This is a genomic window from Xanthobacter albus (assembly GCF_043194895.2).
Classification (GTDB): Bacteria; Pseudomonadota; Alphaproteobacteria; order Rhizobiales; family Xanthobacteraceae; genus Xanthobacter.
Map to the genome: position 1 here is coordinate 3,559,576 of NZ_CM195532.1, position 23,501 is coordinate 3,583,076.

Consider the following 23,501-nt stretch of genomic DNA (forward strand, 5'->3'; position numbering starts at 1 on the left):
TCGATGCACCAATGCCTGTCACCCTACTGGACATCATTGTCATTTCCGTGATGCTGATTTCAGGCGTCCTCGCCATGGTGCGCGGCCTTTTGCGTGAAGTGCTCAGCATCCTGTCGTGGGCTGTCGCCGCGGGCGTCACGCTCTTCTTCTACAAGCCCGTGCTGCCTTACGTGAAACAGTACATCTCCCAGGACACGGCGGCCCTCGCCGCGACGGTGGGATTACTTTTCCTCGGCACGCTGCTCATCGCCTCCATCATCACGGCGCGCATCTCCGATCTGGTGCTCGACAGCCGAATCGGCGCCCTCGACCGCACCCTGGGCTTCCTGTTCGGCCTCGCCCGCGGGCTGCTCGTGATGGTGGTCGCCTTCCTGTTCTTCAACTGGCTGGTGCCCTCCAAGAACCAGCCGGCGTGGGTGGCGGACGCAAAAACCCGCCCCGCCCTGCAAAGCACGGGCGAGTGGCTGATGGCCCAGTTGCCGGATGACCCTGAAAACACCATCTTGAACAAGCTAAAGAAGCAACCCACCCCTGAAGAAGGGGAAACCCCCGCGGCCCCGGCGGGGAACCAGCGTTCCGGCAACGCAGGCTCGGGTTCCGGGGCTCAAGGCACGGCGGCGGGCGCCGCCCAGGGAGCCCAAGGAAGTCAGGGTCAGGGAAGCCAGGGGTCCGCGGGCTATCGGCGCACGGACCAGCAGGGCTTCGATCAGTTGCTTGAGAGCACGCGCGGCACCGGCCAATAGGGCCGCCGAGCGGAGGTGCAAGATGGACAATATGGACGCGGGCGGCATGAACGGCGCAGGCGCATACGCGCGCTCTTCCTCGACGATCGACCTCGACCTCGACGGCGACCGGCTGCGCGAGGAATGCGGCGTCTTCGGGATCTACAACCATCCCCACGCCGCGGCGGTGACGGCCATCGGCCTGCACGCCCTGCAGCATCGCGGACAGGAAGCCGCCGGCATCGTCTCCTTCGATGGCCGGCGTTTTCATTCGGAGCGGCGCCTGGGCCTGGTGGGCGACGCCTTCTCCGACGCCGCCGTCATCGATCGCCTGCCCGGTGATTCCGCGGTCGGCCACGTGCGCTATTCCACCACCGGCGAAACCTTGCTGCGCAACGTGCAGCCGCTGTTCGCGGAGCTGGACTCCGGCGGCTTCGCGGTGGGCCACAACGGCAACCTCACCAATGGCCTCACCCTGCGCAAGCAGCTCGTGCGCGAGGGAGCCATCACCCAGTCCACCACCGATACCGAGGTGATCCTTCATCTCGTGGCGCGCTCCGGCAAGCCGCGCTTCATCGACCGCTTCATCGATGCGATCCAGCGCCTCGAAGGGGCCTACTCGCTGGTGGCGCTCACCAACAAGAAGCTCATCGGCGCGCGCGATCCCCTGGGCATCCGCCCGCTGGTGCTGGGCACGCTGGACGGCTCGCCCATCCTCGCCTCCGAGACCTGCGCCCTCGACATCATCGGCGCGCGCTACGTGCGCGACGTGGAAAACGGCGAGGTCATCGTCATCGACGAGGACGGACTGCAGTCCTACAAGCCCTTCCCCGAGATGCCGGCCCGGCCCTGCATCTTCGAGTACATCTACTTCGCCCGGCCGGATTCGGTGGTGGGCGGGCGCTCCGTCTACCAGGTGCGCAAGACCTTCGGCCGGGTGCTGGCGGAAGAAGCCCCGGCCAACGCCGACGTGATCGTCCCGGTGCCCGATTCCGGCGTGCCGGCAGCCATCGGCTTCTCCCAGCACTCGGGCATCCCCTACGAGCTGGGCATCATCCGCAACCATTACGTGGGGCGCACCTTCATCCAGCCCACTCAGTCCATCCGCGACCAGGGCGTGCGCATGAAGCACTCGGCCAACCGCTCGGTGGTGGAAGGCAAGAGCATCGTGCTGGTGGACGACAGCCTCGTGCGCGGCACCACCTCCGTGAAGATCGTGCAGATGATGCGCGATGCCGGCGCCAAGGAAGTTCACTTCCGCATCGCCTCCCCGCCCATCACCCACCCGGACTATTACGGCATCGACACCCCCGACCGGGACAAGCTGCTCGCCGCCACCCACGATCTTGAGGGCATGCGCCGCTATATCGGCGCGGATTCGCTGGCCTTCCTCACGGTCAATGGCGTCTACCGCGCCATGGGCTATGAGGGCCGCGACCCGGTGCGCCCGCAGTTCACGGACCACTGCTTCACGGGCGACTACCCCACCCCGCTCACCGACCGCGCCGGCGCCGTGGGCGCGCAGCAGCTCTCCCTGCTCGCCGAAGCGAGCTGAGCCCGCACCGGGTGGCGCGATCCGCACCGCGCGCGCCCCTCCTCCGCCTGCGGCGTCGCGACCGGGGGCGACGCGGGTGGAAGGCTGGACTTTGGGCGCGATGACGGCTCATCTCGCCCCTCAACGACAACGCCCGGAGCACCCATGACCGACCTCCGCCCGGCGGGCGACAAGCCCCTCGCCGACAAGATCGCCCTCGTCACGGGCGCCACGCGCGGCATCGGCGCGGCCACCGCCATCGCGCTCGCGGGCGCGGGCGCCCATGTGGTGGCGGTGGGCCGCAGCGAGGGCGGGCTTGAGGAGCTGGACGACGCCATTACCGCCGTCGGCGGTGCCGCCACCCTGGTGCCGCTGGACCTGAAGGACGGCGAAGGCATCGACCGCCTGGGCGGCGCGCTCTACGAGCGGTATGGACGGCTCGACGTATATGTGGCGAATGCCGGCGTGCTCGGCCCCCTCTCGCCCCTCGGCCATGTGCTGCCGAAGGACTGGGACTCGACCATCGCCGTGAACCTCACCGCCAACTGGCGCTGCATCCGCTCGTTCGATCCCCTGCTGCGGCTCTCCACCACCGCCCGCGCGGTGGTGATCTCCTCCGGCGCGGCGCACAAGGCGAAGGCCTATTGGGGGCCCTACGCCATCACCAAGGCGGGGCTGGAGGCGATGGCCCGCACGTGGGCAGCGGAAGCCATCAACGGCAACCTCAAGGTGAACCTGTTCAACCCCGGCCCCATCCGCACGCTCATGCGGGCCAAGGCCTTCCCCGGCGAAGACCCCATGACCCTGCCGACCCCAGAAGAGGCGGCGGCGGCCATCCTGCCCCTGTGCCTGCCGAGTTTCGAGGAAACCGGCCGGCTCTACGACTTCCCGCAGAAGAAGCTGCTCGACTTCCAGATGCCCGCCTGACGCGCCGGGCGCGAAAACGAGAAAGGCCGCCGGGGTATCCGCGCGGCCTTTTGCTTTTTCCGGGCGTGCACGGCGGCCGGCTTCACCCAGCCGCCCGGTGCATCTCCGGCGCGACAGCCGGCTCAGCTTCAGCCATGGCGGCGGCAAGGGCGTGGCCGTAAAGCACGATGCAGGGGCCTGAAGCCCCGTCCTCCACCGCCCGGTCCACCGCCTCGGCCAAGGTGCCGATGGAGGCACGCACGACCTTTTCCTCCGGCCGCGTCGCGGCGAACACCGCCACCGCGGGCGTCGCGGGATCGATGCCGGCCGGCACAAGGCGCGCCACCAGCTCCCTCAGGGTATGGCGCGGCATGTAGACCACGGTGGTCGCCACCGGATCGGCGAGGGCCTTGAAATCGAGATCCTCGGGCAGCCGGCCGTTGCGGGCATGAGCCGTGACGAACTGGAGCCGCCGCGCATGGTCGCGATGGGTGAGGGAGGCGGCGATGCGGCTGGCCGCGCCCTGGGCGGAGGAGATGCCCGGCACCACCTCCACCGGAATGCCGGCGGCGCGGCAGGCGGCGATCTCCTCCCCCGCCCGGCCGAAGATCATGGGCTCGCCGCCCTTGAGGCGCACCACGCGGCGCCCCTCGCGGGCGAGGGCGACCATCAGCGCATTGATGTCGTCCTGCTTGCAGGACGGGCCGTAGCCGGTCTTGCCCACCAGCATCTTGCGCGCCTCGCGGCGGGTGAAATCCAGAACGGCGCCGGAAACGAGATCGTCATAGAGCACCACGTCCGCCGATTGCAGGGCGCGGACAGCCCGGAGCGTGAGCAGCTCGGGATCGCCGGGCCCCGCTCCCACCAGCACCACCGAGCCGCCGGAAACCGGCCGGGCCGCGGCGAGCAGCGCCTCGCGGTCGGCATCGACGGGTGCGCGGTTCGGCTCAGTCAGGGCCTTGGCGCTGAAGCGCTCCCAGAAGGCGCGCCGCGCCTGGGCGGAAAGACCGAGGCCGGAGAGCGTGCGCCGCCATGCGCGCGCCGCCGCCGCCCAGGCCGCGAAACCCGCCGGCAGCAACGCCTCGATCTTGGCGCGCACGGCTTGGCCAAACACCGGCGCCGCGCCATCGGTGGAAATGCCCACCACCAAAGGGGAGCGATTGACGATGGCGCCAAAGGTGAAATCGCTGAAAGCGGGCTTGTCGACCGCATTCACGGGCACGCCCGCCGCCCGCGCGGCCTGCGCGAAGCGCGCGGCCTGCGCATCATCCGCGAAGGCGCCCACCCCAAGCGACGCGCCGGAAAGATCATCCGCGCACCAGGAACGGGCGTGCAGCACCACCGCGCCGGCGGGCGGCGTTTCGGCCAGAGCCTCCAGCTCCGCGCAGGGGGCGGCGAACACCTCCACCCGGGCGTCGGCGGCGGCGAGCACCTCCACCTTCCAGGCGAGCCCGGCGCCCTCTTCCCCCGCCACCACCACGCGCCTCCCCGAAAGGCCGAAGAACACAGGCAGCCGTGCCAGGGGCGCCATGCGGCCCTGCGCGGTCGTGTCGGGACGGCGGATGAGGCCGGAAACGGCCATGGCACGAAACTCCATGAAAGGCGCCGATGGCGACCGGCACATTTCACAGAGTATGCGCACGCCTAATTCATTTCAACGCGAAAATACGTGATATTTTTATTTCACGTATTTTATACGGTCAATGCGCCTCATCCCAGTTCGCCGCCGCCCGCGCGTCCACATTCAGCGGCACGGCGAGGTGCACCGCCGGGGCGGCGGCGGTCTCCATCACATGGCGCACCAGGGGCAGGGTCTTTTCCACCTCCGCCTCGGCCACCTCGAACACCAGCTCGTCGTGCACCTGCAGCAGCATGCGGGCGGAGAGCTTCGCCGCATCGAGGGCCGGCTCCATGCGGATCATGGCGCGGCGGATGATATCCGCCGCCGTGCCCTGGAGGCGCGCATTGATGGCCGCGCGCTCGTTGAAGGCGCGGATGGAGGGGTTCTTCGCCGAAATCTCCGGATAGTGGCAGCGCCGGCCGAACAACGTTTCCACGTAGCCGTGCTCGCGGCAGAAGGCCTTGGTGGCCTCCATGTAGTCGCGGATGCCGGGGAAGCGCTCGAAATAGCGCTTGATGTACTGGCCGGCCTCCTCACGCGGAATGCCGAGCTGGTTGGCGAGGCCGAAAGCGGAGATGCCGTAGATGATACCGAAGTTGATGGCCTTAGCCCGGCGGCGCACTTCCGGCGGCATGTCCTTCACCGGCACGTTGAACATCTCGGACGCCGTCATGGCGTGGATGTCCAGCCCCTCCTGGAACGCCTGCCGCAGCGCCGGGATGTCCGCGATCTCGGCCAGCAGGCGCAGCTCGATCTGCGAGTAATCGGCCGAGACCAGCCTGTTGCCCGCCTCCGCCACGAATGCGCGGCGGATGCGCCGGCCCTCTTCCGTGCGCACCGGAATGTTCTGCAGGTTCGGATCGGAAGACGAAAGCCGCCCGGTGGTGGTGGCCGCCAGCGCATAGGAGGTGTGGACGCGATGGGTGTCGCGGTTCACGAAATTGGGCAGCGCATCCGTATAAGTGGAGCGCAGCTTCGCGAGCTGGCGCCATTCCAGGATCTTCTGCGGCAGGGGATGGCCGGTTTCCGCCAGCTCCTCCAGCACGTTGGCCTTGGTGGACCAGGCTCCGGTCGGGGTCTTGGAACCGCCCGGCAGGCCCATCTTGCCGAACAATATGTCGCCGATCTGCTTGGGGCTGCCCACGTTGATCTTCTCGCCCGCCAGCTCGGAGATCTCGTCCTCCACCCGCGCCGCGCCCTGCGCGAACTCCGAGGAAAGCCGCGCCAGGAGCGCCTTGTCGATGGCGATGCCGCGCGCCTCCATGCGCGTGAGCACGGGAATGAGCGGGCGCTCCAGGGTCTCGTAGACGGTGGTGCGGCCCTCGGCCACGAGGCGCGGCTTCAGCGCCAGCCACAGGCGCAGGGTCACGTCCGCATCCTCGGCGGCGTACCGGGTGGCGGGCTCCAGCGCCACCTTGTCGAAGGTCACGCGCGCCTTGCCCTTGCCCGCCACCTCGGTGAAGGCGATGGGCGTATGCCCGAGATGGCGCTCCGAAAGCTCGTCCATCCCGTGGCCGTTGAGGCCCGCGTCCAGCGCGTAGGAGATGCACATGGTGCAGTCGATGGGCGCGACCGTGATGCCGTAGCGCGAGAGCATCAGCACGTCGTACTTGGCGTTGTGCCCGATCTTGAGGGTGCCGGCGTCCTCCAGCATGGGTTTCAAGGCTGCGATCGCCTTCTCAAGCGGTATCTGCCCGTCCAGCAGCCCCTCGCTGAAGAGGCCGTCGCCCGCGCCCACATGGGCGAGGGGGATATAGCAGGCCTCCCCCGGCGAGAGCGCCAGGGACACGCCCACCAGATCCGCCGACATGGGATCGAGCGAGGTGGTCTCCGTATCGAAGGCCACGAATCCTTGGTCGCGCGCCTTGGCGCACCACGCCTCCAGCTCGGAAAGCGCGGTGACGGTCCGGTAGGCGCCGCGATCGACCGGCGTGGCGCGGGCGGCCTCGGCGCGGGCGCGGGCGAGATCGGAGGGCTTCAGGATGCCGTCCGCCCCGGCGTCTGCGGCCTTGCCAGCGGGCGCGCCCGCCGGTGCCGTGGGCGCCTTGCCAGCCTCCGCCCCCTCCTCCTCGCCCGCGCCGAGGGTGAACAGGCCCCGCGGCGCAAGCCTGGGGTCCGCGTCGACGGCGCTCGGGTCCACCCCATAGGCCTCCGCCACGCGGCGGGTGATGGTGGTGAATTCCATGGCCTTCAGGAAGGCGACGAGCTGGCGGGCGTCGGGCTCCTCCAGCACCAGGTCTTCCAGCGGCACCTCCACCGCCACGTCGCGCACCAGCTCCACCAGCTTCTTCGAGACGCGCGCGGCTTCCTCGTTCTCGACCAGCGACTGGCGGCGCTTGGGCTGCTTGATCTCGCCGGCGCGGGCGAGCAGCGTGTCGAGGTCGCCATATTCATTGATGAGCTGGGCGGCGGTCTTGATGCCGATGCCGGGCACACCGGGCACGTTGTCCGTGGAATCGCCGGCCAGCGCCTGCACGTCCACCACCTTCTCCGGTGGCACGCCGAAATATTCCACCACCTCGGCCTCGCCGATGCGCCGCTCCGGCCGCGCGCCGCGCCCGCCGCTCTCGCCCGAGGCGGGATCGTACATGGCCACATGGGGGCCGATGAGCTGCATCAGGTCCTTGTCGGCGGAGACGATGAGCACCTCCGCCCCCGCCTTCACCGCCTGCTGCGCATAGGTGGCGATGAGGTCATCGGCCTCGTAACGCGCCTGCTCCACCGGCACGAGGCCGAAGGCGCGCACCGCCTCCCGCATCAGCGGGAACTGGGGAATGAGCTCATCCGGCGGATCGGAGCGGTTGGCCTTGTAGGCGGGGTAGAGCGCCTTGCGGAAGCTGTCCTCGGACTTGTCGAAGATGATGGCGAGATGGGTGGGCTTGATGCCCACCGCACCGTCGCGCACGAACTGGAACAGCTTGGTGCAGAACAGGCGCACCGCCCCCGTGGGCAGCCGGTCGGAGCGGAAATTGTATTTCCGGTCCTGGTTGATGGACTGGAAATAGGCCCGGAACACGAAGGAGGAGCCATCCACCAGGAACACGCGGTCTCCGGGCTGGATGGGGCGGGGCGAAGGGGACATGGCAGGCATCCATCGTGGCGCCGGGCGGCGCGGGGCGAAGCGCCGCGCACGATGCCCCACGCCGCCCGGTGGAACAACCCCGCCGCCGCGCCGCCCCCAATCAGTGGCCGAGGGCGGCCAGCAGCAGCAGCGCGACGATGTTGGTGATCTTGATCATGGGGTTCACCGCCGGCCCGGCCGTGTCCTTGTAGGGGTCGCCCACCGTGTCGCCGGTCACGGCCGCCTTGTGGGCCTCCGATCCCTTCTCGTGGCGCACGCCGTTGCGGTCCACGAAGCCCTCCTCGATGGACTTCTTGGCATTGTCCCAGGCGCCGCCGCCGGAGGTCATGGAGATGGCCACGAACAGGCCGGTCACGATGACGCCGAGCAGCATGGCCCCCACCGCCGAGAAGGCCGCCGACTTGCCGGCCACCCCGCCGCCCGCCACCAGATACACGACGAAATAGCACACCACCGGCGAGAGCACCGGCAGCAGGGAGGGCAGGATCATCTCCTTGATGGCGGCGCGGGTCAGCAGGTCCACGGCGCGGGAATAATCGGGCTTCTCGCGGCCGGCCATGATGCCCGGCTTCTCGCGGAACTGGCGGCGCACCTCCTCCACGATGGCCGAGGCGGCGCGCCCCACCGCCGTCATGCCCATGGCACCGAACAGGAAGGGCAGGAGCCCGCCGAACAGGAGGCCCACCACCACATAGGGGTTGTCGAGGGAGAAATTGGGCGAGACTCCCGCGAAATAGGTGCCCTCCCCCGCCGTGGCGATGAAATACTTCAGGTCCTGGCTGTAGGCGGCGAACAGCACCAGGGCGCCGAGCCCCGCCGAGCCGATGGCATAACCCTTGGTGACCGCCTTGGTGGTGTTGCCCACCGCATCGAGCGCATCGGTGGACTGGCGCACTTCCTTGGGCAGGCCGCTCATCTCGGCGATGCCGCCGGCATTGTCCGTGACCGGACCGAAGGCATCGAGCGCCACGATCATGCCTGCCAGCGCCAGCATGGTGGTGGCGGCGATGGCGATGCCGAACAGGCCCGCGAGGGCATAGGCCGCGAGAATGCCGAAGATGATGACGAGGGTGGGCAGCGCCGTCGCCTCGAGCGACACCGCGAGGCCCTGGATGATGTTGGTGCCGTGCCCCGTCACCGAGGCCTGGGCGATGGACACCACCGGCCGGTGCCCCGTGCCCGTGTAATATTCGGTGATGACGACGATGGCGCCCGTCACCAGCAGCCCCACCACGCCGCACAGCAGCAGCGCCGTGCCCGTGAAGGCCGCGCCCTCCACCGGCCCGAAGCCCGGCAGCAGCCAGGTGACCGCCGCCAGCGCGAACACGGAGAGCCCGCCGGTGGCCAGAAGGCCGCGGTAGAGCGCGCCCATGATGGTGGAATTGGGCCGCAGCTTCACGAAGAAGGTGCCGGCGATGGAAGTGAGGATGCAGGCCGCGCCGATGGCCAGCGGATAAAGCTGCATCACGTGCAGGGTCCTGGGCGTCGCGGAGAAGAAGATGGCGGCGAGCACCATGGTGGCCACCACCGTCACCGCATAGGTCTCGAACAGGTCCGCCGCCATGCCGGCGCAATCGCCGACATTGTCGCCCACGTTGTCGGCGATGGTGGCGGGGTTGCGCGGATCATCCTCGGGAATGCCGGCCTCCACCTTGCCCACGAGGTCGCCGCCCACGTCCGCGCCCTTGGTGAAGATGCCGCCGCCGAGGCGGGCGAAGATGGAGATGAGCGAGGCGCCGAAGCCCAGCGCCACCAGCGCGTCCACCACCGTGCGGCTCGAGGGCGCGTAGCCGAGCGGGCCGGTGAGCACCAGGAAGTAGACGCTGACCCCGAGCAGCGCGAGGCCCGCCACCAGCAGGCCGGTGATGGCGCCCGCGGTGAAGGCGAGATCCAGCCCGGCGGCGAGGGAGCGCATGGCCGCCTGGGCGGTGCGCACATTCGCCCGCACCGACACGTTCATGCCGATGAAGCCGGCGGCGCCGGAAAGGACGGCGCCGATGGCGAAGCCCGCCGCCACCAGCCAGCCGAGCCCCAGGCCCAGCACGATGAAGATGACGACGCCCACCGCGCCGATGGTGAGGTACTGGCGCCTCAGATAGGCCGCCGCGCCCTCGGCGATGGCGGCGGCGATCTCCTGCATGCGGACGGAGCCGGGGTCCGCCTCCATGAGCCGGCGGGCCGCCAAGGCCCCGTAGACGACGGCCAGGAGGCCGCAGGCGATGATCGGCAGCAGGGCCAGCATGGAGCCACTCCTCAGCGTTTCCGAGTCTTCGTTATTATACCTGCGAGTGTGGGAGGGATGACGACAGCGAACAAGAGCCTTGCCGCGCAATTCGGGAGAAGCTCCCCGCCGACGCCGCAACGCGGCGATGCGCCCCTTCGGCGCGTTCGCCGCACGCCCCGCCTCCCCGGCGCGGGATTGACGGAAGCCCCGCGCTCGCCTAACCGGTGCCCCCTGCCCCCAACAGTTGAAGAAGCCGTCGCGCATCATGGCCGAGACCGCGCAGAAGTCGCCCCGCATTTCCTTCGTTTCCCTCGGCTGCCCGAAGGCGCTGGTGGACAGCGAGCGCATCGTCACCCGCCTGCGCGCGGAGGGCTATGAGCTGACCAAGACCCATGCGGGGGCCGATCTCGTCATCGTGAACACCTGCGGCTTCCTGGACAGCGCCAAGGCCGAGAGCCTCGCCGCCATCGGCGATGCGCTGGCGGAGAACGGCAAGGTGGTGGTCACCGGCTGCATGGGCGCCGAGCCCGAGCAGATCACCGCCGCCCACCCCGGCGTGCTGGCGGTGACCGGCCCCCAGCAATATGAAAGCGTGCTCGCCGCCGTGCACGAGGCGGTGCCGCCCCAGCACGACCCCTTCCTCGATCTCGTGCCCGACCAGGGGGTCAAGCTCACCCCCCGCCACTATGCCTATCTCAAGATCTCGGAAGGCTGCTCCAACCGCTGCACCTTCTGCATCATCCCGAAACTGCGCGGCGATCTCGTCTCCCGCCCGGCGGGCGAGGTGCTGCGCGAGGCGGAGAAGCTGGTGAAGGCGGGCGTGAAGGAATTGCTCGTCATCTCGCAGGATACCTCCGCCTATGGGCAGGACCTGCGCTATGCCCCGAGCCTGTGGAAGAGCGCCGACGGCGAGAGGGAGGTGGCGACCCGCTTCCTCGACCTCGCGGAGGCCCTGGGCAGCCTCGGCGCCTGGGTGCGGCTGCACTATGTCTATCCCTACCCGCACGTGGACGCGGCGATGGAGCTGATGGCCGCCGGCAAGGTGCTGCCCTATCTCGACATCCCCTTCCAGCACGCCAGCCCCTCGGTGCTGAAGCGCATGAAGCGCCCCGCCTCCCAGGAGAAGACCCTGGCCCGCATCGAGGCGTGGCGGGAGAAGGTGCCGGACCTCACCCTGCGCTCCACCTTCATCGTCGGCTTCCCCGGCGAGACGGAGGAGGAGTTCCAGGAGCTGCTCGACTTCCTGGAGGAAGCCGAGATCGACCGGGCGGGCGCCTTCAAGTTCGAGCCGGTGGCGGGCGCCCCCGCCAACGCGCTGGAAAACCCGGTGCCGGACGAGGTGAAGGCCGAGCGCTACGACCGCTTCATGCGCACCCAGCAGAAGGTTTCCGCCCGCCGGCTGAAGCGCAAGGTGGGCACGCGCCAGCAGGTCATCATCGATGCTGTGACCCCCTTCGGCGGCATCGGCCGCACCAAGGGCGACGCGCCGGAGATCGACGGCACGGTGAAGGTCTCCGCCCGCCGCCCGCTGCGCGTGGGCGAGATCGCCACCGTGAAGATCGACGCAGCCGGCCCCTACGACCTCTCGGGCACCGCCATCGGCTTCTGAGGCACAAAAGAAAACGGCCGGGCGAGCCCCGGCCGTTTTCTTCACGTTCACGGATGCGAGGCCGATCAGCCCTCGTCGTCGTCCGAATGCTCGGGCGGCACGAGGCCCTGGAGGCCGGCGAGCAGCTCTTCCTCGGTCATGCGGTCGAGCACGACCTCGCTGTCGTCGCCGGAGCCGCTCTCGCTGGAGGCGATCATCGGCACGGTCTCGGGCTCGGGCTCGTCCACTTCCGTGTACTTCTGGAGCGAGTGGATCAGGTCTTCCTTCAGATCCTCGGGGCTCACGGTCTCGTCGGCGATCTCACGCAGAGCCACCACCGGGTTCTTGTCGTTGTCGCGATCGATGGTAATCTGGGAACCCGAAGAGATCATGCGGGCGCGGTGGGCGGCGAGCAGCACCAGCTCAAACCGGTTGTCCACCTTGTCGATGCAATCTTCAACCGTGACGCGGGCCATGGGCTCGGCACTCCCTCATGCGCACTTGGGGCTGGATCATAGCCTGGGAAGAGGCGGTCGATACAACAATTCAACATCCGTAGCAAGCGGCTGGCACCTTTTTCGCTTGCGTTGAATCGGCCTTCGTCGGAGAAAGGCAGCGGACGGCGCGGCATACAGTCGTTCCAGCGTTATGCCCATCCCATTCCACCGGCGGACATTTTATGCAGGGCCTTGAAAAGATCGCTCTTCTCATCGACGGCGCAAATCTTTACTCCGCGACCAAGGCGCTCGGCTTCGACATCGACTACAAGCGCCTCCTGAAAGAGTTCCAGGGGCGTGGATACCTCCTGCGCGCGTTCTATTATACCACCCTGATCGAGGACCAGGAGTATTCCTCGATCCGCCCGCTGCTCGACTGGCTGGACTACAACGGCTATTCGGTCGTGACCAAGATGGCCCGCGAGTTCACCGACGCCCAGGGCCGCCGCCGTGTGCGTGGAAACATGGACATCGAGATCGCCGTCGATGCCATGGAGATCGCCGAGCACGTCGATCACATCGTGTTGTTCTCGGGCGATGGCGACTTCCGCTCGCTAGTGGAGGCGCTGCAGCGGCGCGGCATCCGCGTGTCGGTTGTGTCCACCATCTCCACCCAGCCGCCCCTCATCGCCGATGACCTGCGCCGGCAGGCGGACATGTTCATCGATCTCGTGGAGCTGCAGCCGAAGATCGGCCGCGACCCCTCCGAGCGCCAGGGCCGCATGCAGGAAACCCCGCGCTTCCTGGAACGCCGCGGCGCCCCCGCCGGCTCCGACACCGACGGCTGCTGAGCGCGCCCCATGGCGCGCGCCGCCGCAAAGGCCCTGTCTGCAATGCCCGCCGCCACGAAGGACTGCGCCTTCGAGCCCGCGGCCGACTGCCCGCTCTGCCCCCGCCTCGCCACCTTCCGCGAGGAATGGCGCGAAGCCGAACCCTCCTGGTTCAACGCGCCCGTGCCCGCCTTCGGTCCGGACACCGCGCGCCTGCTCATCGTCGGGCTCGCGCCGGGCCTGCGCGGCGCCAACCGCACCGGGCGCCCCTTCACCGGCGACTATGCGGGCGACCTGCTCTACGAAACCCTGCTCCACTTCGGGTTCGCCGCCGGCCGCTACGAGGCCCGGCCGGACGACGGGCTGGAGCTGAAGGATGCGCGCATCGTCAACGCCGTGCGCTGCGTGCCGCCGCAGAACAAGCCGACGCCGGAAGAGATCCGCACCTGCCGGCGCTTTCTCGCCCCGGCCTTCACGCATATGCCGCACCTGAAGGCGGTGGTGACGCTGGGCAAGATCGCCCACGATTCCACCCTCGCGGCCCTGGGGGCGAAAGCCTCCCATCTCAAGTTCGGCCATGGCGCCTCGGGCGAGATCGCCGGCGTCAGGGTGTTCGCGAGCTACCATTGCTCGCGCTACAACACCAACACGCGGGTGCTGACGCCCGACATGTTCCGCGCCGTGTTCCAGCAGGTCCGCGCCTTTCTCGGCTGAGGCGCGCCCGGCTATCCTGCCCGCCGGGCCTTCAGGTGCGCCAGCACCTGGGCGGCGTTCTCGTCGGGCGGGAAGACCGGGTAGAAGACATGGGAGATGGCGCCCTCATCAATGATGAGGGTGATGCGCTTCAGCAGCACCTCGCCATCCACGGTGAAGGTGGGCAGCCGCAGCGCCCCGGCGAGTTCCCGCCGATGATCTGAGAGCAGCGGAAACGGCAGGCCGAGGCGCGCCGCCGCCTCGCTCTGGTAGGCCGTGTCCTGCACGGAAAGGCCGAACACGTGCTCGACGCCGACCGCGCGCAGATCCTCGAAATGGTCTCGGAAGGCGCACGACTGCGGCGTGCAGCCCCGCGCGCCGGGAATGGCGTCCCACCCCTCCGGCAGGGCGGTGCCGGGCAGGCCCGTGCGTGGATAGACATAGACCACCGCCTTGCCCGAGAGGGCGGAGAGATCCACCCGCCGCCCGTCGGTGGCGGCCAGCCGGATGATGGGCAGCTCCAGCCCTGGCAGGTGGGCGGCCGCGCCGTCGTCCTCCGGCGCGGGAAGGTCCGTCGGCAGGCTCTGGAAATCGCTCATGGCGCCCTCGCATAGGAGATGAATTCGAGCAGGGACCCGTCCGGGTCGCGGAAATAGACGCTGCGGCCGACCCCCAGGGCGCCGAACCGCTCCACGGGCCCAAGCTCCGGCGCCACGCCATGGCGCGCGAGGTGAGCCATCGCATCCTCGATGGGGCCATCCCAGCGGAAGCACAGGTCGCTGTTGCCGGGCGCGACGGGCACGCGCGCCACCGGCGTGGGGGTGAGGCCGGGCCCATGCAGGTTGAGCTGGCGGTCCCCGAAGCGATAGACGAAGCCCGCGCCGCGCGGCAGCACCTCGGCGCCGAGCACGGCGGCGTAGAAGGCGTTCGAGACGGCGAAGTCGCTCACATGCAGCACGCAGTGATCGAGTGCCACCGGCAACGGCGCGCCTTCGCTCATCCTCCGTCCTCCCCCCCCCAGCTAGCCCCGCTCGCGCATGAGGCGCGCCTTGTCGCGCGCCCACGAGCGCTCCTTCAACGCCTCGCGCTTGTCGTGGGCCTGGCGACCCTTGGCGAGGGCGATCTCCACCTTGGCACGGCCGCGATCGTTGAAATAGATCTTCAGCGGCACCACGGTCATGCCCTCCCGCTCCACGGCATTGCCGAGCTTGGCGATCTGCCGCTTGTGGAGCAGCAGCTTGCGGGGCCGGCGGGTCTCGTGGTTGAAGCGGTTGGCTTCGAGATATTCGGGGATGTAGGCGTTGTAGAGCCACATCTCGCCGTTCTTCTGCGCGGCGTAGCTCTCGCCGATGGTGGCCTTGCCGGTGCGCAGGCTCTTCACCTCGGTGCCGGTGAGGGCGACGCCGGCCTCGAACACCTCCTCGATGGAATAGTCGAACCTGGCCCGCCGGTTCTCCGCGGCCACCTTGCGGGGGGCGTCTTTCTTCTTGTCGCTCATGCTCGGAACCTGACGCCTGCGGCTCTCGCAGACAAGGGGGCCCGCTGCGAAAAGCGGGCCCCTCCATACCGGGAGGGATCAGCCCAGGAGACCGGCGTGCTCCATGGCCGCGCGCACCACGGCGCGGGTGGCCTCGGAAACCGGGACCAGCGGCAGGCGCACCTCCTCGCCCATCTTGCCGAGCAGGGAGAGGGCATATTTGGTGGGCGTCGGGTTGGTCTCCACGAACAGCGCCGTGTGGAGCGGCATCAGCTTATCCTGGATCGACAGCGCGGCGGCGAAATCGCCCTTCAGGCATGCCGTCTGGAACTGGGAGCACAGGCGCGGCGCCACATTGGAGGTGACGGAGATGCAGCCCACGCCGCCGTGCGCCATGAAGCCGAGCGCGGTCGCATCCTCGCCCGAGAGCTGGATGAAGTCCGGCCCCAGCACCTGCCGTTGCAGCGACACCCGCGTCATGGAGGCGGTGGCATCCTTCACGCCCACGATGTTCGGGATCTCGAACAGGCGGGCCATGGTCTCCACCGACATGTCGATCACCGACCGGCCGGGGATGTTGTAGATGAAGATGGGCAGGTCCACCGCCTCGGCGATGGCCTTGAAGTGGCGGTAGAGCCCTTCCTGGGTAGGCTTGTTGTAATAGGGCGTCACCACCAGCAGGGCGCTCGCGCCCACCTTCTGGGCGTGCACGGCGAGGTCGACCGCCTCGGCGGTATTGTTGGAGCCGGCGCCGGCGATGACGGGCACGCGGCCGGCCGCCTGCTCCACCGCCCAGGCCACCACCTTGTTGTGCTCATCGTGGGTCAGGGTCGGGCTCTCGCCGGTGGTGCCCACCGGGACGAGGCCGTGGGTGCCCTCGGCGATCTGCCAGTCCACGAACGCGCGAAACGCTTTTTCGTCCAGCGCCCCGTCGCGGAACGGAGTGACAAGGGCGGTGAAGGAGCCGCGAAACGGCGACGGGGACGGGATGGGCGACATGGCGAGCGCCTTGGTTCCTGGAAAGCTGGGTGGGGTTGCGGACACAAGTCCCGGATGACGGCATTGTGATGACGCCGACGGTGCCGTGCGGAGCCGCCGGCCGGGACGGCGCGGAAAGGTTCCCATAGCCTGTCGCGGGCCTTCCGGGAAGAGGCTCGGCGCAAGCAGCCGCGCGGTCGTGCTTTTGCCGCGTTCGCCCGACAGGTTGCAACGCCTGGGTGAGGCGCGCGGATCACGCGCAAGCCGGATCGGAGGATCTGGTTAGGGTTTCGTCAAGACGCCTCGCCCAACATGGCGGCCACCATTTGAGAGCGCCCCGCAAAGCGAGGAATTCTGATGTCGCCCTTTTCGAGCCTGATTTCCGCGAGCGCCCTGGCGATCACGATCGCCCTGGCCGGCGTCGCGAACGCAGCCACGGAAGCGACGCCGGCACCCGCCTCGAAGCCCGCCGCCGCCAAGTCCTCCAAGGCCACCCCGGCCAAGGATGCAAAGGACGCCAAGAGTTCCGGCAAGTCCGCGAAGGACACGAAGTCGAGCAGCGCCAAGCCTTCCAAGGACAAGCCCGGCGCTCACCAGAAGGCCGAAACCAAGCCGGCTCCCAAGAGCACCGCGTCCGCCAAGCCCGCCCCGGCGGCGAAATCCGCCTCCCTCGCCGCGCCGGCGCGCGTCGCCCCCGTGTCCCTGCCTTCCGGGGAGATGAGCACGCTCAGGAGCGCGGTCTCCGCCGCGCGGAACGGGCGCGCGGCCGAGGCCATGGCCGCCGCCCGCCAGCTCGACGACCCGGTGGCGCGCAAGCTGGTGACCTGGCTCGTCATCCGCCACGCGCCCAACGACCTCGGCTTCGAGAACATCTCCGAGTTCCTCAAGGAGGAGCCCGACTGGCCGACCCCCTCCACCCTGCGCCAGCGTGCCGAGCGCGTGCTGTTCCAGGAGAATCGGGACCCCGGCCGCACCCGCGCGTTCTTCGCCGAGCGCCCGCCCATCACCGGCGAGGGCAAGGTGGCGCTCGCCCGCGCGCTCATCGCCAGCGGCGACCGCAAGGACGCCGTGGACTGGGTGCGCGAGGCTTGGCGCGAGGACCAGCTCAACGAGAGCTTCGAAGCCAAGATCATGGACGAGTTCGGCTCGGTGCTCACCCGCACCGACCACAAGCTGCGCGCCGACCGCTTCAGCTACAAGCCGGACAGCGAACGGGCCCTGCGCGCCGCCTCGCGCGCGGGATCGGACGTGGTGGCGCTCACCAAGGCGCGGCTCGCCATCGCCCGCAAGGAGCCCAACGGCAGCGCCCTCTTGGCCGCGGTGCCCTTCACCCTCGCCAATGATCCCGCCTATCTGTTCGCCAAGGCCCAGCTCCTGCGCCGGGCGGACAAGCCGCAGGAGGCCGCGCGCGCCCTGCTGGCCGGCTCCTCCGATGACGCAGCCAATGCCGACGCCGACGAATGGTGGATCGAGCGCCGGCTCGTGTCCCGCGAGCTGCTCGACGCCGGCGACCCGCAGACCGCCTACAAGGTGGCCGCCACCGGCGTCGCGCCCAAGGCGGACAACTACCGCGCCGAGCAGCAGTTCACCGCCGGGTGGATCGCCCTGAGCTTTCTCAGGGATTCGCGCACCGCGGCCGCTCATTTCGCCCGCGTGACACAAGGCCAGAAGCACCCCATCACCCTCTCCCGCGCGGCCTACTGGCAGGCCCGCGCCGCCGAGGCCATGGGTGACAGCGGCCGCGCCCGCGCCGCCTACCAGCAGGCCGCGCAGTATCCGGCCACCTATTACGGCCAACTCGCCCGCACCCAGCTCGGCATGAGCCCGGTGGTGCTGCGCACGGCCCAGGTCTCGTTCCAGGATCGCAACGACTTCCCGCGCGTGGAGCCGGTGAAGGCGATCCGCCTGCTCTACGCCATCGGCGAGCGGGACATTCCGTTGACCATCTATTACGACCTCGCGTGGCGCATGGAGAGCCCCGGCCAGCTCGCCCTCCTCGCCAATCTGGCCGAATCCAACGGCGACGCCCGCGGCGCCCTGGTGGTGGGCAAGGAAGGCATGGCCGAGGGCCACCCCCTGGAGCAGGAGGCGTTCCCCACCTTCGGGCTGCCGGGCTATACCTCCATCGGCTTCCCGGTGGAGAAGGCGGCTGTCTACGCGGTGGCGCGGCAGGAAAGCCAGTTCAACGCCCGCACCCTCTCCAGCGCCAAGGCCATGGGCCTCATGCAGGTGACGCCGGCCGCCGGCCGCGAGGTCTCGAAGCAGACCGGCGTGCCCTATAACGAAGCCCGGCTGATGAGCGACCAGTCCTACAATGTGCAGTTCGGCGCGGCCGAGCTGGGCGAGCTGGTGCAGAATTACGACGGCAACTACGTGCTGGTGTTCGCGGCCTACAACGCCGGGCGCGGCAACGTGCGCAAATGGATCGAGCGCTACGGCGACCCGCGCGACCCCAAGGTGGACGTGGTGGATTGGGTGGAGCTGATCCCCTTCGCGGAGACCCGCAACTACGTGCAGCGCGTGATGGAGAACTATCAGGCCTACAAGGTGCGCTTCAACAGCCCCAACAAGCTGCAGATGGAAGCGGACCTGCGCGGCACGCGCTGAGCGCCGGGCGCGTCCCCGGCTTCAGGGCAGGGCCGCGCACCCTCGACGCCCAAAAGCCCATGAGCCAGACCCATGGGCTTTTACCTATGTCCAGGCGGCCCTCCAGATGGCGCCCGCGCAAAACCGCGTATGGCGGCGGGTCAGCGACCAGCCGATGACATGAGAGACGCCACAGGCGCACAGGTCGTTGGGATGCGCGCACACGCCCGTCTGAAGCCCCGCGTGCGGCCTCAGCCTTGCGGCCGCCGTGCCCCTGCCGCCAGGGCTCGCGCCTGACCGATCCAGTCCTCCCGCTCGATCCGCCCTGGAAAGGCGAGATAGCTGCCGACCCAGGCCGCCTCATCCGGTGTCCAGGCCGCGATCTGCCGGAAATGGAAAATGCCCAGGGCATGGAGGCGCTGCTCGTTCTGCGGGCCGATGCCCTTGAGTTCCTTCAAGTCGTCGGCGACGCCCCCTTCCGGCGCGGCCAGAACCGGCGGCTGCACCCCCGGATGATTTTCCCCCTCGCGCGCGGCCGCGCCGCGGCGCGGGAGAGCCGGCTCATCGGCAAAGGCACCGGGCGGCACATTCAGCAGATGCCCGAACAGGTCCGCGACGGGCTCACGCAGGGGCGGCAACGCGCGCTCCGCTGATGGTGACGGCGACGGCCGGGCATCTGCCTCGGCCTCCGAAGGCGATGGGGTCGTCTGCGCTTCCGGTGGCACAGCCTCCACGACCGGCGCGGGCTCCTCCGGCTCACGCTGGGCCGGCAGGCTCGACGGCACCGGCACCATCACCTCTTCCTCGCCCGCGCTGCGCCGCGACCGGCGCAGCCACAGGCCCACCGCCACACCGAGCGCGAACGCTGCCACCAGCAGCAGCAGGACTTCCACGTTGAAAGCCGTCACGGCGTGCCTCCCGTCCGCTCCCCCTTGAGAAAATAGCCGGTGATGATGCCGATGGCGAATGCCGCCAGCAGATAGAGCCAAAGCGAAAGCGCAAGATAGATCATGGCCCCCGCCCCTCCTTCACCGTGAACACGATGCGCCGGTTCAGCGCGCGGCCGGCCTCCGTGTCATTCTCCGCCACCGGCTGGGCGGCGCCGTGGCCGACAGTGGAGAGCCGCTCCCGCGCGATGCCCGCCTCGGCCAGGAAGGCGGCGACCGCTGCCGCCCGCGCCTCCGAAAGCTTCTGGTTCACGGACGCGTCACCCACGGCATCGGTGTGGCCCGCCACCTCCACCACCGCCGAGGGGCAGCGCTGCAGCACGAACGCCAGCCGGTCGAGCAGGCCGAGCGAATGGCGATCGATGCGCGCGCTGCCGGTGTCGAACAGGATGGTTCCGCGCCCCAGGAGATCGGAAATCAGCCCCTGGCATTCCTGCGCGCCAACGAGCGCCCCGGGCGCGGCCACCTCCAGCGCCGTTTCCGCCACGAATGGAGGCTTGAGCGCCCGCTTCAGCTCATCCTCGACCTCCCCCGCGACACTGCCGCGCAGCGCCGCACCCGCCAGGCGAAGCTGCGTATCGGTGAGCGTCAGCTCACCGTTCGCGACACGCGCGAGCTGGCCCAGCCCCGCCAGCGCCGCCTGCAGGAAACCCGCGGGCGCCCCGCCGCCGATGGCCGTCAGGTCGTTCACCTTCTCCTTCAGGAAATCACGCTCCAGGGCCTGCAGCAGCGCCTGGTGCGCCTTCTCGTCTGGAAAGAAGCCGGAAACGGTGAGACCGTCGCCATCCCTCCGCACGGCGAAAACGTAAGGAGAAATGCGCGGCGGCTCCACCGCATCGGCAGTGGCGGAAAGCCCGGCCGGCAGCGCCTTCATGGCCTGGGTGAGCGCCTGATAGGTAGCGGAATCCAGAGCCTCACCGCTGAGCACGAGCGCGGCGCCGCTCGCCTTCACCCGCCCGGCGCGCAGACGCGCAAGCTGCGCCACCGCGAAATTCGCGCCCGCGCCCCAGATCTCCGCCGCAGGCCCGCCCGAGGCGAGGCGCATGCCATCTTCTACGGGCACCCCGGGAAAGGCGCTGCGCAACGCCTCCAGCAGCAGGCGGCGCGCCTCTTCGGAAGGCACGTAGCCGCTCATGCGAACCCCATCGGCCGTGCGCACCAGCTCCCAGGTGAAGGGCACCGCCCGCGGCGGCTCCACGGCGAAGCGCGTCACCTGGAAGCCCTCAGGCGGTGCCTTCCGCGCGGCGGCCAGGACCTCGAACGCATCGAAGGTGGGCGCCATGCCCTCGACCGCGATGGCGCTGTCCGACAGCGTGACCTGGAGCTGGGGGACAGCCGCCAACATGCGGGCCGCATAGGCAACCGCCTTCAGCCACAAATCGGCGCTCGGCGCGCCATCCGCGAGGCGCGTGTCGTCGCGCACCGTCACGCCGGGCAAGGCCGCCTTCAGCACCTTGGTAACCTCGTCTCGCGCCGCGTCCGATGGCACGAAACCCGAAACGCGCAGGGTTTCGCCCTCCCGGCTGGCCGACCAGACGAAGGGCGAGGCCACAGGGGGGCGCACCGCGAAGCGCGCAAGCGTCATCCCATAGGGCAGAGGGCCCCGCACCGTCTGCGCGATGGACGCGTAGAGCGAAAGATCGGGCGCGCGCCCTTCGATGGCGAGGGCGCCGTCTGAAAGGGTAATCCGCCCGGAAGGCAGCCGAACGAGTTGCCCCAGGGCGAACTCCACCAGGCTCGCGAAATCCCCCGCCGGCGCCCCCCGCGCGCGCACCAGCCGGTCCTGCCCGGTAATGCCATTGCCTGAAGCCTTCACCGCCGCGACGATGCGCGCCAGCGCGTAGCGCGAGGGCACATAGCCGTCGAGTGAGATCATTCGCCCGTCCTTCACGGCGCTGAACGTGAAGGGACGCCGCTCCGGCAGCAGCGTGGTGGCGTCGCGCACCGTACGCACGCCGAACATGTTCTCCAAAGAGGCCCGCACCTTGGCCCGCGCCTCCTCGGCCAGGGATTCGCCCTCGAGTGTCGCGTCCCGCCCTTCGAATTGAGCGGTGGCCCAGGATTCGCCGCTGCGCGCCAGCACCGCCTCGGCACTGCGGCTAAGATCCTCCTCTATGGGCCGGCGCGCCAACATCAGCGTGGCCACCGCGAGCACGGACAACGCCAGGAGGCCGAGCGCGAGAACCCAGGGCCGCCAGCGCCCCGCGCCGACTGGCGCATGCTGCCCCCCCGCTCCTTCCGCCGCCGCCGGGCGCGCACCCGCACCCTCCGGTGCTTCCACCGCCATGAACCGGCCTCTCCCACTCGCTGCAAGATTCCGGGCGGGACTTCAGCACATTTGCGCACCCCTCCGAAAGCCCACCTCCCGCCAAAACGCCCAAGGCCACCGCCCGACAAAACGCAAAAAGGCCGCCCAGGGGAATCTTCCCCGGGGCGGCCCGTCGTCAGGTGCCGGCGAAAGCCGGTCCTCAGAACTCCCGCTGGGCGAACAGCAGCACCTGGCTGGCGTTGACCGAACTGCGGGTCGGGCCATAGCCCGTGTCCACGTAGTTGTTCGCCTTGTTGTAGTTCCAGTCGTACTGCAGGGCGATCAGCAGGCTCTTGACCGGCGTGAAGCCGATGTAGCCGCCGACGTTGCCATTCTCGCCGCCGGTGGCGCCATAGAGGGATTCGGCAATGGTATTGTTGAAATCGTAAGCCGCGTAGCCGCCGAACACGGCGGTGCTCCACTTGGCGTTCCAATTGTGCAGCAGCGAGGCCGTCACGTTCCAGCCGCTGACCTTGCTGAGGCCGCCGTAGCCGAGGAAGGCATCCGCCGGAGCATATTCACCCGTGGGATCGACCAGGCCGAGATAGCTGACCGCGCCATCCACATAAGCGCTTTGGAGATAGAGGGTATCGCCCTCGCCCAGCATGGGCAGGTTGAACATCAGGCCCGCCTGCAGGGCGTAGCCCCAGGTGTCCTGCGTGCCCGCGAGCGTGTTGTAGAGATCGACCGCGCGCACCTGATGAAGCGCGCCGGAAATCTGCGCCTGACCCCACTCCCCGGTGTAGTTCAGGTGACCGACGATGTCGGGAACCTGAATGCCGGCCTCGTAATTGTCGAGCACATCCGGCGGAAGCGGGTTCTGCGCCTTGACCCCGGACTGGCGATCCGCCTGATCTTCCAAGGACAAGGTCGCGCTGAAGCCCTTTCCGAGCTCAGCGGTGTAGGCGACGAGATTGAGACGCACGTCGTCGCCGATGGTCGCCGGATCGGTGCCGAGCACGTTCGCATTCGCATAGAAATCGAAGAACGACTGCGCATGGCCGAAGGTGAAGCCCGCGAACTGGATGTAGGCGTTCCACACCTCGATCTCGCTGCCGTTCGGCCCGTCCGACCACGGGTCCGCCGTCCGCCACTTGAAGCGCGTCTCCAAATAGGAGCGCAGGGTGCCGTACTCGGTTTCCGTCCGCGCATCCAGGATCAGGCCGGCGGTGGCGATCGAGTAGGTCTTGTCATTCTCCGAGGGGTAATTGGAATAGCTGTTGTAATAGCCTTCCGCCCAGAGATAGCCGCCGACGCGAAGGCAGGTGTCAGTGCCGGGAATGTAGAAGAACCCCTCCCCCTGCGAGAGGCACTGCTTCATGTACGTAGGCTGAGCCTTCGTCTGGAGAAGATCCGCAGCGATGGCGGGCGTCACGAGCAGACCAGCACCGGTCATCGCGGCAGCGACCGCGCCCGAGGCGCTCCGCGCCTTCAGCCTCGGAAGATGCAGAGCAATTTTCATCAGAACCCCCAGCGATACATTGTATCAATAACCCATGCCACATGGCATCTGCATTGACAAGTCGGGAACAGACTTCCGTGAGCAAACCAATCGCCGCAGCCACCCG

The 23,501-nt window shown here is 68.9% G+C and carries 18 protein-coding genes; 7 read left to right on the plus strand and 11 right to left on the minus strand.

Annotated elements, in window-relative coordinates; genetic code table 11:
* Positions 1 to 11: 11 nt before the first annotated feature.
* The 3 genes from V5F75_RS15980 to V5F75_RS15990 all read left to right on the plus strand — a co-directional run bounded on the left by V5F75_RS15980 (position 12) and on the right by V5F75_RS15990 (position 3,183).
* The gene (locus V5F75_RS15980; RefSeq protein WP_394033771.1) at positions 12 to 743 is read left to right on the plus strand and encodes a CvpA family protein; all 732 of its coding nucleotides are present in this window, start codon (positions 12 to 14) and stop codon (positions 741 to 743) included.
* 46 nt (positions 744 to 789) lie between these two features.
* A complete protein-coding gene (purF, locus tag V5F75_RS15985; protein WP_394034086.1) occupies positions 790 to 2,277 on the plus strand; it encodes an amidophosphoribosyltransferase in 1,488 nt (495 codons plus the stop codon).
* A 144-nt stretch (positions 2,278 to 2,421) separates the two neighbouring features.
* Complete coding sequence (locus tag V5F75_RS15990; RefSeq protein WP_394033772.1) at positions 2,422 to 3,183, plus strand: SDR family NAD(P)-dependent oxidoreductase; 762 nt, start codon at positions 2,422 to 2,424, stop codon at positions 3,181 to 3,183.
* Between the two features lie 82 nt (positions 3,184 to 3,265).
* Here V5F75_RS15990 and cysG read toward each other — a convergent pair whose 3' ends face one another.
* The 3 genes from cysG to V5F75_RS16005 form a co-directional block, all read right to left on the minus strand.
* A complete protein-coding gene (gene cysG, locus V5F75_RS15995; protein WP_394033773.1) occupies positions 3,266 to 4,744 on the minus strand; it encodes a siroheme synthase CysG in 1,479 nt (492 codons plus the stop codon).
* Positions 4,745 to 4,862: 118 nt separating this feature from the next.
* Positions 4,863 to 7,865 (minus strand): DNA polymerase I, encoded by a 3,003-nt coding sequence (polA, locus tag V5F75_RS16000; RefSeq protein WP_394033774.1) that lies wholly within the window; start codon positions 7,863 to 7,865, stop codon positions 4,863 to 4,865.
* 100 nt (positions 7,866 to 7,965) lie between these two features.
* Positions 7,966 to 10,107, minus strand: coding sequence for a sodium-translocating pyrophosphatase (locus tag V5F75_RS16005; protein ID WP_394033775.1), 2,142 nt, complete (start codon positions 10,105 to 10,107; stop codon positions 7,966 to 7,968).
* A 247-nt stretch (positions 10,108 to 10,354) separates the two neighbouring features.
* On the opposite strand from V5F75_RS16005, the gene rimO reads away from it, so the two are divergent.
* Positions 10,355 to 11,698: a 30S ribosomal protein S12 methylthiotransferase RimO gene (gene rimO, locus V5F75_RS16010; protein WP_394033776.1), complete on the plus strand. Its 1,344-nt coding sequence runs from the start codon at positions 10,355 to 10,357 to the stop codon at positions 11,696 to 11,698.
* Between the two features lie 65 nt (positions 11,699 to 11,763).
* Here rimO and rpoZ read toward each other — a convergent pair whose 3' ends face one another.
* Positions 11,764 to 12,153: a DNA-directed RNA polymerase subunit omega gene (rpoZ, locus tag V5F75_RS16015; protein WP_394033777.1), complete on the minus strand. Its 390-nt coding sequence runs from the start codon at positions 12,151 to 12,153 to the stop codon at positions 11,764 to 11,766.
* Between the two features lie 203 nt (positions 12,154 to 12,356).
* Here rpoZ and V5F75_RS16020 point away from each other — a divergent pair, with 203 nt between their 5' ends.
* A complete protein-coding gene (locus V5F75_RS16020) occupies positions 12,357 to 12,965 on the plus strand; it encodes a LabA-like NYN domain-containing protein (protein ID WP_394033778.1) in 609 nt (202 codons plus the stop codon).
* A 42-nt stretch (positions 12,966 to 13,007) separates the two neighbouring features.
* Positions 13,008 to 13,658 carry a uracil-DNA glycosylase gene (locus V5F75_RS16025; protein ID WP_394033779.1) on the plus strand — a complete coding sequence of 217 codons (651 nt, stop codon included), beginning with the start codon at positions 13,008 to 13,010 and terminating at the stop codon, positions 13,656 to 13,658.
* An 11-nt stretch (positions 13,659 to 13,669) separates the two neighbouring features.
* Here V5F75_RS16025 and V5F75_RS16030 read toward each other — a convergent pair whose 3' ends face one another.
* From V5F75_RS16030 to dapA, 4 genes are all read right to left on the minus strand, one after another.
* Positions 13,670 to 14,236, minus strand: a complete 567-nt coding sequence (locus V5F75_RS16030) for a peroxiredoxin (RefSeq protein ID WP_394033780.1) — start codon at positions 14,234 to 14,236, stop codon at positions 13,670 to 13,672.
* Complete coding sequence (locus V5F75_RS16035) at positions 14,233 to 14,637, minus strand: VOC family protein (protein WP_394033781.1); 405 nt, start codon at positions 14,635 to 14,637, stop codon at positions 14,233 to 14,235. The genes V5F75_RS16030 and V5F75_RS16035 overlap by 4 nt, the downstream gene beginning before the upstream one ends.
* Positions 14,638 to 14,658: 21 nt before the next feature.
* Positions 14,659 to 15,135, minus strand: coding sequence for an SsrA-binding protein SmpB (gene smpB, locus V5F75_RS16040; protein ID WP_394033782.1), 477 nt, complete (start codon positions 15,133 to 15,135; stop codon positions 14,659 to 14,661).
* Positions 15,136 to 15,213: 78 nt separating this feature from the next.
* Entirely contained in the window at positions 15,214 to 16,113 is a 900-nt protein-coding gene (gene dapA / locus V5F75_RS16045; RefSeq protein WP_394033783.1) for a 4-hydroxy-tetrahydrodipicolinate synthase, read from the minus strand.
* A 336-nt stretch (positions 16,114 to 16,449) separates the two neighbouring features.
* Between dapA and V5F75_RS16050 the strand changes: the two genes are divergently transcribed.
* Positions 16,450 to 18,699, plus strand: a complete 2,250-nt coding sequence (locus V5F75_RS16050) for a lytic transglycosylase domain-containing protein (RefSeq protein WP_394033784.1) — start codon at positions 16,450 to 16,452, stop codon at positions 18,697 to 18,699.
* A 230-nt stretch (positions 18,700 to 18,929) separates the two neighbouring features.
* On the opposite strand, the gene V5F75_RS16055 is transcribed toward V5F75_RS16050, so the two are convergent.
* The 3 genes from V5F75_RS16055 to V5F75_RS16065 all read right to left on the minus strand — a co-directional run bounded on the left by V5F75_RS16055 (position 18,930) and on the right by V5F75_RS16065 (position 23,395).
* Positions 18,930 to 19,586 (minus strand): helix-hairpin-helix domain-containing protein, encoded by a 657-nt coding sequence (locus V5F75_RS16055; protein ID WP_394033785.1) that lies wholly within the window; start codon positions 19,584 to 19,586, stop codon positions 18,930 to 18,932.
* A gap of 100 nt (positions 19,587 to 19,686) precedes the next feature.
* The gene (locus V5F75_RS16060) at positions 19,687 to 21,912 is read right to left on the minus strand and encodes an OmpA family protein (RefSeq protein WP_394033786.1); all 2,226 of its coding nucleotides are present in this window, start codon (positions 21,910 to 21,912) and stop codon (positions 19,687 to 19,689) included.
* A gap of 181 nt (positions 21,913 to 22,093) precedes the next feature.
* A complete protein-coding gene (locus V5F75_RS16065; protein ID WP_394033787.1) occupies positions 22,094 to 23,395 on the minus strand; it encodes a porin in 1,302 nt (433 codons plus the stop codon).
* Between the last annotated feature and the right edge of the window lie 106 nt (positions 23,396 to 23,501).

Bases quoted from the DNA above. Each gene is read 5' to 3' on its own strand.
- V5F75_RS15980 (WP_394033771.1), top strand. From the start codon at position 12: ATGCCTGTCACCCTACTGGACATCATTGTCATTTCCGTGATGCTGATT.
- purF (WP_394034086.1), top strand. From the start codon at position 790: ATGAACGGCGCAGGCGCATACGCGCGCTCTTCCTCGACGATCGACCTC.
- V5F75_RS15990 (WP_394033772.1), top strand. From the start codon at position 2,422: ATGACCGACCTCCGCCCGGCGGGCGACAAGCCCCTCGCCGACAAGATC.
- cysG (WP_394033773.1), bottom strand. From the start codon at position 4,744: ATGGCCGTTTCCGGCCTCATCCGCCGTCCCGACACGACCGCGCAGGGC.
- polA (WP_394033774.1), bottom strand. From the start codon at position 7,865: ATGTCCCCTTCGCCCCGCCCCATCCAGCCCGGAGACCGCGTGTTCCTG.
- V5F75_RS16005 (WP_394033775.1), bottom strand. From the start codon at position 10,107: ATGCTGGCCCTGCTGCCGATCATCGCCTGCGGCCTCCTGGCCGTCGTC.
- rimO (WP_394033776.1), top strand. From the start codon at position 10,355: ATGGCCGAGACCGCGCAGAAGTCGCCCCGCATTTCCTTCGTTTCCCTC.
- rpoZ (WP_394033777.1), bottom strand. From the start codon at position 12,153: ATGGCCCGCGTCACGGTTGAAGATTGCATCGACAAGGTGGACAACCGG.
- V5F75_RS16020 (WP_394033778.1), top strand. From the start codon at position 12,357: ATGCAGGGCCTTGAAAAGATCGCTCTTCTCATCGACGGCGCAAATCTT.
- V5F75_RS16025 (WP_394033779.1), top strand. From the start codon at position 13,008: ATGCCCGCCGCCACGAAGGACTGCGCCTTCGAGCCCGCGGCCGACTGC.
- V5F75_RS16030 (WP_394033780.1), bottom strand. From the start codon at position 14,236: ATGAGCGATTTCCAGAGCCTGCCGACGGACCTTCCCGCGCCGGAGGAC.
- V5F75_RS16035 (WP_394033781.1), bottom strand. From the start codon at position 14,637: ATGAGCGAAGGCGCGCCGTTGCCGGTGGCACTCGATCACTGCGTGCTG.
- smpB (WP_394033782.1), bottom strand. From the start codon at position 15,135: ATGAGCGACAAGAAGAAAGACGCCCCCCGCAAGGTGGCCGCGGAGAAC.
- dapA (WP_394033783.1), bottom strand. From the start codon at position 16,113: ATGTCGCCCATCCCGTCCCCGTCGCCGTTTCGCGGCTCCTTCACCGCC.
- V5F75_RS16050 (WP_394033784.1), top strand. From the start codon at position 16,450: ATGTCGCCCTTTTCGAGCCTGATTTCCGCGAGCGCCCTGGCGATCACG.
- V5F75_RS16060 (WP_394033786.1), bottom strand. From the start codon at position 21,912: ATGGCGGTGGAAGCACCGGAGGGTGCGGGTGCGCGCCCGGCGGCGGCG.
- V5F75_RS16065 (WP_394033787.1), bottom strand. From the start codon at position 23,395: ATGAAAATTGCTCTGCATCTTCCGAGGCTGAAGGCGCGGAGCGCCTCG.